The organism is Nitrosomonas supralitoralis (assembly GCF_003011925.2).
In the GTDB taxonomy this organism is placed as follows: Bacteria; Pseudomonadota; Gammaproteobacteria; order Burkholderiales; family Nitrosomonadaceae; genus Nitrosomonas; species Nitrosomonas supralitoralis.
In genome coordinates this window covers 1-9,683 of the sequence record NZ_PXXU01000077.1, presented here as the reverse complement: position 1 = coordinate 9,683, position 9,683 = coordinate 1, and the positions used below count along the sequence as shown (strand labels likewise).

The window sequence follows — 9,683 nt, the reverse complement described above, 5'->3', positions numbered from 1 at the left end:
TAACCTTAAAAGTCTTAACGCTGATTCAGGAATTTCCCTTGTTCCTTTTTTCCATTTCCTAATTACTTTCAGATCTTCACCGGTAATTTTTCTAATTTCTTCATTATCCACACCATAAATTAGATCGTTCATTTTCTCAGCCTAAAAGCAAAAACACATCATTACAAATTTGAATTGACTTCAATTTCGATAAAAGAAACCCGACAAGCCTTCAACTTAGAAGTTGTTATAACTTGTCGGATATGGGGATATTTAAAGACCAGCTTGATTTTGAAAGGGTACTAATGATTAATACAAGTTTTCTGACCATCACTAAACAACTTATCAAGAAACGCAGAAAATCTATCACTTTTCCTTCTTAGCTTAGTCCTTCGATTATTCAATTTAACATAAAACAAATTATCGGCAATTGAATGGACAGATACAACCGACTGATTATTCATAAGTAGTCGTCCCTGAAAAATTCCCGTCAATCGCTATCTTGGAGCAGCAGTTTCAAAAGATGGTCGTCTACAAAAGGTAAATTGGGACGATTTGATTTTTTCCATCAAAGAATTCGCGAAACCTGCAGTTTTCTCCACGGGAAAAAGAGCCAAACAATGGCCAGTAGCCATTGTTTCAAATTCCAGGCAACAGCGGCCAGTAGTAAATTGATGTGGTCACCGAGTGCGCCTTTCAAATAGTTTCTCGCCATGCGGCAATCCGACTTCAGGTGGCCAATAATGGGTTCAATAGCCGCGCGCCTTCTGCATTGTTTTCTCTTTTTGTCTTTCTGGTACCGGCTGTCCTTCTTTAATGCTTTTCCAGGAAGAATGATCTGGGTTCCATTGACTTCGCGAAGCGGCCAAGATAATTGACGCCATACAATAATCTGACACCCGCCGATATCTTTTACGGTCGCGGTCAATCTATTTTGGATGAACGAGAGAAAATAAAACGGCGACCATTAGCCACACGACGTCAAATGTATTACGCTAACCAATTAAATAATTCAAACCTGATGAGCTAAAACGTCTCTTAATTCAGGCAATCATTCGTCCAAATTACTTTGACGACATACAGTTGAGGTTACCCAAGAACAAGTGCAATGGGCGGTGGATAGACTCAATCATCGACCACGCAAAGTGCTTGGATTCAGAACCCCGTTTGAGGTATTCTTCGGAAAGACGGTTCGCTACACCAAATCACCGTTAGGCGTTGCACTTCGAAATTGAATCCGCGTGTTAAAAATGGTTTATAGGTGAATATATGTGTAGAGGCGAGCATATTGATGCTACTACTATAGCAAGGCAAGATATGTTACTTAAGTATCTATGGTCAAGCGTAGATACAGTCAAGTATTATCGGTTACGAATCCCCATTCTTGTAGGATTCATAAATCTGGCGATCGTGTCGTTTGTCTATCAGAACACGAGTATCCCATCTTCTGAAATAGATAAAGTAGTCTTCGGCACAGCGAATATACTAGTCATGGGGCTGGGATTGGGCGGAATGTATTCTATACAACTTACATACAAAGCGTTTGGAAGACGCATGATGCATCTTTATAAATCTATGTCAATGGATAATGATAAATATTTCACTGGTGAAACAGTAATTTGGGCACAGGGCATATGGTGGTCGTGTTATTTAAGTATTATTATATTTGGACTTTTTTCTGCAGCCGCCATTCTCTTAAAACCGATCTCGACCGTATGTTAAATATAGCTTAGTCTAGGGGCGCCGACCATGCTGATTTGGCGGTGGTGAATGCAGAAATCGAGTCAGCAAACGCCGATCAGGCCAAATTGGCCTAGTAGGCACTTAGCTGTCACGAGGAGCCACAACGGTTGGTTATCGACGAACCTTTCCGAAGCGTTAATTTCTCTTCCGGGTTTAATTTCTCGCCCCTTGGGGCGAAGGCTGGTTGAAAACCAGCAGTCTGAAGAGCGCTTTTAATACCTCGCTGCTTGCGGCGGGGTGCTTTATTCGGTTATCGCGCTGACGAGAGAGTTGTGCAGTAGTCTTTTAGATATACTCCCTGCCCCATTCAAGCCTAACCGTATCGCAATGAGTATATGATTAAGCCATGTATAATAGAAAACGCGACGAAATCGGGAGTTTATTCTGCCAACTAAAGAAGTATCAACGCATATTCTCTCGATTCGAAAAACCGGGTATTGTTTTTCTGTCTTTTTGTCAGCTTCGCCTTGATCGTCGAAGCGCTTCGTTTGTGTTAATAGGCCCCAGATGATTCATTCTTCAGAATATAGCTTTGCTCTGATTAGCGTACTATTTTGGGCTTTATCCGCTCCTGTTCTTAATGTGGGTATAAATAGAATCTACCAGCACTCGAATTTCTTGTTATGTCTTTTTTTTGGATTGCTTCTGGCTTTGCTTTCTGGCTCCCTTTCACTTGGTTTAGGACTATTTGTATCTGGCAGTAAATTTCATGCTGAATATAATGGCTATGTTTTAGGAGCAGGAATATTTACTTTTCCTGTTGCAACAGGACTTTATTACATAACTGCGCATTTATTAAACAACCAAACTGAGTTAGCTTCATTATTTGCTAAAGTTAAGCCATTATTTTCTATATTTCTCGCAATACTCATAGTTGACGAAACACTGTCATTTCAATCCATTGTTTCAGTCCTGCTAATAATTTCTGGATTGCTATTGTTTGGCAGGAGCGCCGTTAAAGGCTATCTCAGCTGGTTCGGTTTACTGTTTGGCTTATTAACTGCCATGGCTTGGTCCATAGGAGAAATATTTGTACGGATTGGCTTCAATCCGGAAACAGCAATTGAACAAACTTTTTATGCGTTATCGTCAGCTTCAATTATTTCTCTCTTACTCTGGATTTTATTTGCTGTTCAGAGCAAAGTACGACTTCCATCCTTATCCACCTTTATGCCATTTCTGTTACACGGAATTTTCAGTTTTGGTATTGCTTATATGAGCTTCTTTCAATCAATCGCAGTGATTGGTGTTATCAAGTCCGTGATTATCACTGCATTCTGGCCAATGTTTTCATTAATTCTGACAGGTTTGGTAAATTACTTAACTGACAAAAATACTAAAATAGCATCTAATATTTGGATAGCTGCGTTTTGTTTTATAAGCGCATCGTTAACTCAATTATTAAATATATAGTATGAGTATTATCGGCGGTGATACAAATATAAATAAGCGAAACCAAAAGCCGCCAGAATTATGTGCTGTATCATCCCAACCGTTCTTCAATAATTCGACGGGCGGGAACCAATGCCGGTAACCGATCGTAATTATCAGGCCAATTACTATGCAACCTAAAAGAGGATTAATATAAGCAAGTAAAAAAATGATTGAAGATAATAAAAAGACCAACCCTAAATAACGAGGGTGGATTGTGCTTTTGTAAAAGTAGCGGCGGAGTCTATTTTCTAATTCCGGGTTTTCAAATCCATTGAACATACAGTCGAGCGCATCAACAGATACAATAAAACTTATAAAAGCTATTAAGGAGCTCATCATTGCGAAACCAAGAATTGTTAGGTACCAAGTGATTTGTTCGCAATACTCTCCTTCTGTTGTTGATATTAAATCACTATAAAATGCTTTGGCCTGCACCATAACCAAAAAAGCTACTGCAACTAACATTGCCATTGCTGTAATAGACGTTTTTGCTTTTTCTATAAATTCTTTCTCTATCTTGTCATTTTTCTCTGTGTCGGCATCGGTCCATTGATTACTCTTTGTCACTAGCAATCGCCTCAATGTGCCAACCCTAAAGAATATAGGTCCTGATTTTGAAAGAAAATATACTAACCAAAAACTGAGGTAAATACTCAAATAGAAAATTAGGAAGGTGCGTGACCAGTCATCTATGAATTGAGGCCAAATTAACAAATACACATAAATATTAATGGTACTAGTGACTATAGTTGTTATTAATAAAGCCATAATCGCGGAAAATGACGATTCATTAAACTCTGGAACCCTGATTTGAATCACGGGTTCTTTCTCTTTAGCATCTTTCATGAAAAATCTACCATAAGGATTTAATTATTGGAGTTTATCGTAATTGGGTTATTCTGCATAAAGGTACCAAAAGTCCCATAGGGATTTGTACATTGATTTGATGTTACAGCTTTTTGGCATTTTTGGTTTTCCCGAATTGATTGATGTTTTAGGCGGCTGATTTCAGGGGAAGAATTCCGACGGAATCTTTAAGTTTTTCATCTGAGAAATCGTACTCTCCGAGCATGTTGATATGTGCCCATGTCATAGGCGAGTGGCGCATGATGATTTGAAGTAGATTTTTTCTTTCTTCTTCATTGGGTGCTTTTTCAAGCTGATGAGCAAGATAGAGATAATTCCAGCAGATGATGCTGTTTTTAATGAGCCTGTTGCAGGCCTCGGCGATCTCTTGCTCTTCCTTTTCGACCTGCGTGAACTCTCGAGGGTTGCCAACGGCAACGGCGCGGGTGAACCGATTGGCCAGTTCGACCTTGTTGAGCTGCTTCTCGATAGCCTGCCGCAATTCCAAATCGTCGATATAGCGCAAGATGAACAAGGATTTGATGATCTGACCGAACGCTTTGAGTGTCTGATAAAGCGCGTGCTGGCGGGAATAGGAATTGAGCCGCCGGAAGATATCGGAGGCTGTGTTCTCCTTGAGCTTGATGGTAGTGACAAGACGCAAAAGCTCATCCCAGTTTTCGCGGATCAGCGTGTCATTGATGGTCTTGTCAGGTTGGATTTTCCAATCTTTTTCAACCCTGTTTTTCGGTTTGAAAATATAAAGAGTTTGCTTACCGATGCCCTTGATGCGCGGGGCGAAAGAAAATCCCAGCAAATGGGTAAGGCCGAAAATCGCTTCGGTGTAGCCGTGGGTGTCGGTGGAATGGATGTCGCTTTTGACAACATCATTGTGCATGAGACCGTCGATCACATAAGCGCTTTCGCGCTCTGCTGCGCTGATCATGAGTGAATGCCAAAGGAAATTGCGTTCATCGACAAAGGTGTATGCGGAGATGCCCTGTCCTTGTCCAAAGTATTTGAATGAGCGGCTGGCGTGCATGCTCTCGCCATGCACTTCAAATTTCTGGCCATCACTGGCGGTATGAAGGGTCTCCGTTTTTCGACGATAAAGGTTTGGAAGTTCCATTTTATCCATGGCCTTGACCACAAAATCATTGGCGGCACGGATGTTGTCGAGCGAAAAACGCCAGTTGACGGCGTGTTCCAGCTCGCTTTCTGTAATACGGGAGGAAATCCTCGCCATTTTGCGTACCCCAATACCGCAGCCAAGACCCATAATCCCAGCCAGTAGAGCCTGACGTGATGGGGTTTTTCGGATATGAGTTTGCTGCCAGTGCTCGAACGCATCGAGCATGCCACTGTGACTGTTGATGGTTTCCAAAGCTTGTGCTAACGGCACATCGTGTCGTTGAGGGAACCATTCGCTAAGAGGATCAGCCTCACTGGCATCAATCGCCGGGGTAGCAATGTGAAACGTGCCATCGGCACGGCACTTCAGATGCGGATTGTTGACCGCATCCTTATTTGTTACCCGATATTGTGAGCAAAGCACCTCATCCAACTTTGCGAGAATAGGACCGGGATTAGCGAACGTGGTCAGTCCCGCCCGTTCAAGCAAATGTTCTTTCTCCCGGTTCCAACGATCACGATCAATGAGATAGGTATCCATTGGACGGTATTTGTAAGATTGCGCGAGATTTAAATCGCCAGATTTGATGGTGCCGGCGACATGCTGGAACAACAAGACCTTGTAGAGCGAAGGTCGGAATGTACCGTCAGCGCGGATCAATGCTTTCCTCTCATCGGGGTCGAGGAAATCAACCGGGGCACGGTCGCCGACATTCCCATCATTGACCTTAAAATGATCCATAGCCACAATCAGCCGTTTCGCACGGTCGTTCGGTTCAAATGTCACAGCTTTAAGTATTGGACTGAGCCGGTTTTGTAGGCGTAGGGAATGGTTTTCCAACACGTCGTACCAGCTATGATCAGAACCGGTTGTTTCCAGATTGGCTTTTAGTTGTTCGAATGCACCAGCCTTTTGTTGACCAAGCGCTGATTTGATTTCGATAATCTTCTGCGTGTCCGACAGCTCGCTATTTTCTGCTAGCTCACGAATTTGGCGGATCAAACCAAACACCGATGTGTCGAGATCATCGACGGCGGTCTTCAAAGCCTTATGCTGATCTATACGTTTTTCCGCCAGATGGTCTTTGTGTTCTCGCGACACCGATGTTTGGAACGATGCCATTACTTTCAGCAATGTGTCAGCCAGATGATCCTGAATGCGATAAAACTGGTGGGCGATGAATGCTGCCGAGTGGATATAACGGTCGGGTTCTGCGCGTTGTTGCAGCTGAAGCATGCGTGATTTGAGGACGCTTCCAGCAAAGTAACGGATGCCGGCAGGGCCGAGGTCAAGGATCGATAAAATATTTTTAAGTGCGCCGTACAACTCTGCCAAAGTTTCAAAATCTGCAATATTTTCCTTGATTCGCATCGGCTTTGTCGATTGTGAGAGCTTCTTGAGCAGGGTTAAACGGTAGCGATTCTGGTTTTCTGGTCCGGTAAACAAACCATCTAGCAGTGCACACGCCTCATTGGTGAGATGACATTCCATAAGCGTTATCAGTTTCGCCTTGTGTGCTTGAATCCCTCAACGGATTATATCGGTCAGGCTCCGCACAGTTGGAACTTGTGTGCGTTGCTGAATAAGAAAGTCGACGCAGCGGTCAAAAATTAACTTTGGTTTGAGATGTGCGCGTGTCATCGTGGAAACTTCAACAGCAATACTCGTTTTTGCTTTCTCATTGAAGGGGGCGAACCCATAGAAATCGAGAATAAACTTCTGATGGCGAGCGCGTGTTTGCTTCGGATACCCATCAGCTGTGAAATTGACATTCTGCAGCGTCAGAATTCTGGCTACGGCTTCAATATCGCGTTTGTGAAAATCCTGCGGTAGATAAAAGCGTTTTGTTGCCTTGAAGTACCCACACATCAAAAGAAAACCAATCTGACTGATTGGCGAGCGTAGCGTGGTGGCGATGTCCATCAATCCTTTTGGCAAACTGAAATACTGTTTTCGCTCGCGATGATCAAACACAGGTGGTCTATCAAAAGTTTCTTGTTCGCTTGCGGTGAGAATACGCATTCGCGGCATGGGGAACTCCTAAATTCATTGTTCTAGAAACGGTCGTTTTAGGAATGAACGCGCCCATACACTGAAAACTTGGTCTCAGGGCTGAAATTATAGCCGTTTTCCTTGAACGGGAGCTGATCTTCTAAAACACGCGAGCCGGTCTAAAAGCTGCGAATAAACGTGATTGTTGCGGTGGCAGACCAAAAGCAATGAATAAACGGACCATGAAACACGCCGAGGCTTTACTCAAAGATACCGAGAACTACCCTTTCGTTGTCGATGTGATCGACCAGCTCCATATTGTGGGCGCGCCGCTTTCTACCGATATTTTCCACCAGACTGCATAAAACAGCTCAGAAACGAGCATGGTGATAACTCTCAAGAATAAACAAATCCTATGGGACTTTTGGTACCTTTATGCAGATGGAGCCAATATTAGCCACTCGGATTTTGCAATTCGTGATTTGATGCACAACGCTAGCCCTGTCAGTTTATACATTGTGACGCAGCCTAACGATAAAACTCGTTTACGGCCACTGGTGCGCATCATGATGAATATGATTGTGCGGACATTGGCAGACAGGCTTGATTTTAAGAATGGTCAGCCGGTTGCGAACTATAAGCACCTGCTTTTGTTGATGCTCGATGAATTTCCCAGTCTGGGTAAACTGGAAATCTTTCAGGAATCCTTGGCGTTTATTGCTGGCTACGGTATTAAAGCCTATTTGATCTGCCAAGATATAAACCAACTTAAAAGCCGCGAGACGGGATACGGCCACGATGAGGCGATTACGTCCAATTGTCATATTCAAAACGCCTTTCCACCCAACCGGATTGAGACAGCCGAGCATTTATCCAAGCTGACCGGACAAACCACGGTCATCAAGGAGCAGATTACGACCAGTGGTAGGCGGGTAGGGGTGATGCATGGTAACGTGACGCGAACCATGCAGGAAACACAGCGTCCTTTACTAACACCTGACGAGTGTTTACGCATGACTTCACCAGAAAAAGATGCTGAAGGCAAAATTACCAAGCCAGGTGACATGATTATTTATGTGGCGGGTTATCCTGCTATATATGGCAAGCAGCCATTGTACTTTCAGGATTCTGTGTTTTCTGCGCGTGCTGCTGTTCCTGCACCTGCTTACAGCGACAAAATAATCCAATCATCATGAGAAAAACATGCAATATTCTGGCAGGAATTGTTTTGTCTGTCAGTGTCGGTATATTTCTATTGAGTATTGTTTTTCGACTCACGGGTATTTATTACAATAATACGCCGAGTTTTCCGGTGGGTTTGTACAAGATTGTTGATGAACCAGTAGGGAAGGGCGCATACGTCTCTTTTTGCCCACCACAAGACGAAGTTTTTGGTATGGCTATGGCACGGCACACCATTAGTACGGGTAATTGTCCGGGCGGTTATGGCATGTTGCTGAAACGTGTTTTTGCGGTAGCCGGGGACAGTGTTTCTATCGGTGGGGGAGGAATTATGGTTAACGGTGAACTGTTGCCTAATAGTGCGCAGATCCGCGCGGATATTGATGGTCATGAAATGCCGCAATATCGTTTGGGTGTGCGAGTGCTGCATGATTCTGAATATCTGCTCATGTCCGATGTAAACCCCAATTCTTTTGATGCGCGGTATTTTGGACTGATTGCGGGTTTGCAGATTCAACATGTTGTTGAGCCGGTTTTTACGTGGGGTAAGTGAGCGTCTGGCTTAGTCGAACTAATACAGTTTAAGCGTCAAAAGCGACGTTATGATAGGGTTCCCCTTGCTTATGAGGGCTTATTTGGATTGTTATTTTTTGATTCATCCGTTTTAGAAAATCGAGCAATTTATCAACGGTAAAACGGCTAAAATGGCCGTTTAGCAAGTGAGACACTTCAGTTTGTTTAATTCCTAACAGTTCAGCAATTTCCCGCTGTTTCATATCTTTTCTTTTAAGAAGCTCAACCACATGAAAACCAACCATGCCGCGCGCTTGTAGCTCCTCGGCATTATCTATTCCAAGATCATCAAAAACATTACCTGAGCTGTTTTCAAATTCAATGTTCCCTTGTTTTTTCATGGCTCTCTAGCTCCTTTGCTTCCTTGTAACGTTGCTTAATCAAATCCACGTCCTGTTTTGGCGTTGAAATACCTTTTTTGGCTTTTTTCTGAAAAGCATGGAGAATATAAATTCTTTCTCCTAACTGGACGGCCTGAATACAACGGTATGCCTCTTTGTCGTATTTTAATGCGATTTCGATGACCCCTGAACCAACACCCTTAAAAATCTTTGCATCCTTCGGTATTCCGCCAAATTGGATAAGTTGAAGCTCATCCCCAATCAGCTTCCTGACTTCCTCTGGAAACGCCATAATATTTTTTCTGGTGTTTCCCAGCCATACAACAGGCCGTAACTTCGGGGGGTTCCGCAATATTCATAACAACCAATTTATCATCTACAGAGCCAGGGTATAGGAAATATCCTATAATGTCAACTTATAAAGCTTTCTTGGGGTTTCGCCTCAGTTTTAATAATCTCTT

The 9,683-nt window shown here is 43.1% G+C and carries 9 protein-coding genes and 2 pseudogenes; 5 read left to right on the top strand and 6 right to left on the bottom strand.

Going from position 1 to position 9,683, the window contains the following annotated elements:
• Positions 1 to 547 precede the first annotated feature (547 nt).
• Positions 548 to 838 (bottom strand): annotated as a pseudogene (locus C7H79_RS19570) (transposase); the annotation flags it as partial.
• A gap of 223 nt (positions 839 to 1,061) precedes the next feature.
• On the opposite strand from C7H79_RS19570, the pseudogene C7H79_RS19710 reads away from it, so the two are divergent.
• Both C7H79_RS19710 and C7H79_RS15630 read left to right on the top strand, forming a co-directional pair.
• A pseudogene (locus C7H79_RS19710) lies at positions 1,062 to 1,214 on the top strand (IS30 family transposase); the annotation flags it as partial.
• 1,015 nt (positions 1,215 to 2,229) lie between these two features.
• On the top strand, positions 2,230 to 3,135 hold the full coding sequence (locus tag C7H79_RS15630) for an EamA family transporter (RefSeq protein WP_106708198.1): 906 nt from the start codon (positions 2,230 to 2,232) through the stop codon (positions 3,133 to 3,135).
• On the opposite strand, the gene C7H79_RS15625 is transcribed toward C7H79_RS15630, so the two are convergent.
• The 3 genes from C7H79_RS15625 to C7H79_RS15615 form a co-directional block, all read right to left on the bottom strand.
• Complete coding sequence (locus tag C7H79_RS15625) at positions 3,124 to 4,002, bottom strand: hypothetical protein (protein WP_106708197.1); 879 nt, start codon at positions 4,000 to 4,002, stop codon at positions 3,124 to 3,126. The two genes, C7H79_RS15630 and C7H79_RS15625, sit on opposite strands and share 12 nt — an antisense overlap.
• A 148-nt stretch (positions 4,003 to 4,150) precedes the next feature.
• Positions 4,151 to 6,658, bottom strand: a complete 2,508-nt coding sequence (locus tag C7H79_RS15620; RefSeq protein WP_258577653.1) for a Tn3 family transposase — start codon at positions 6,656 to 6,658, stop codon at positions 4,151 to 4,153.
• Between the two features lie 3 nt (positions 6,659 to 6,661).
• Positions 6,662 to 7,165 carry a DUF4158 domain-containing protein gene (locus C7H79_RS15615; protein WP_106708195.1) on the bottom strand — a complete coding sequence of 168 codons (504 nt, stop codon included), beginning with the start codon at positions 7,163 to 7,165 and terminating at the stop codon, positions 6,662 to 6,664.
• 203 nt (positions 7,166 to 7,368) lie between these two features.
• Between C7H79_RS15615 and C7H79_RS19310 the strand changes: the two genes are divergently transcribed.
• The 3 genes from C7H79_RS19310 to traF are packed head-to-tail and all read left to right on the top strand — an operon-like array spanning position 7,369 to position 8,861.
• Positions 7,369 to 7,491, top strand: coding sequence for a hypothetical protein (locus C7H79_RS19310; RefSeq protein ID WP_258577652.1), 123 nt, complete (start codon positions 7,369 to 7,371; stop codon positions 7,489 to 7,491).
• A gap of 18 nt (positions 7,492 to 7,509) precedes the next feature.
• Entirely contained in the window at positions 7,510 to 8,322 is an 813-nt protein-coding gene (locus C7H79_RS15605) for a type IV secretory system conjugative DNA transfer family protein (RefSeq protein WP_445164655.1), read from the top strand.
• Positions 8,319 to 8,861, top strand: a complete 543-nt coding sequence (gene traF / locus C7H79_RS15600; protein ID WP_106708194.1) for a conjugative transfer signal peptidase TraF — start codon at positions 8,319 to 8,321, stop codon at positions 8,859 to 8,861. Before C7H79_RS15605 ends, traF begins: the two co-directional genes overlap by 4 nt.
• 28 nt (positions 8,862 to 8,889) lie before the next feature.
• Here the strand turns inward: traF and C7H79_RS15595 are convergent, their stop codons facing one another.
• Together C7H79_RS15595 and C7H79_RS15590 are read right to left on the bottom strand one after the other, a co-directional pair.
• Complete coding sequence (locus tag C7H79_RS15595) at positions 8,890 to 9,222, bottom strand: helix-turn-helix domain-containing protein (protein WP_028462532.1); 333 nt, start codon at positions 9,220 to 9,222, stop codon at positions 8,890 to 8,892.
• Positions 9,200 to 9,514 (bottom strand): type II toxin-antitoxin system RelE/ParE family toxin, encoded by a 315-nt coding sequence (locus C7H79_RS15590; protein WP_106708193.1) that lies wholly within the window; start codon positions 9,512 to 9,514, stop codon positions 9,200 to 9,202. The genes C7H79_RS15595 and C7H79_RS15590 overlap by 23 nt, the downstream gene beginning before the upstream one ends.
• Between the last annotated feature and the right edge of the window lie 169 nt (positions 9,515 to 9,683).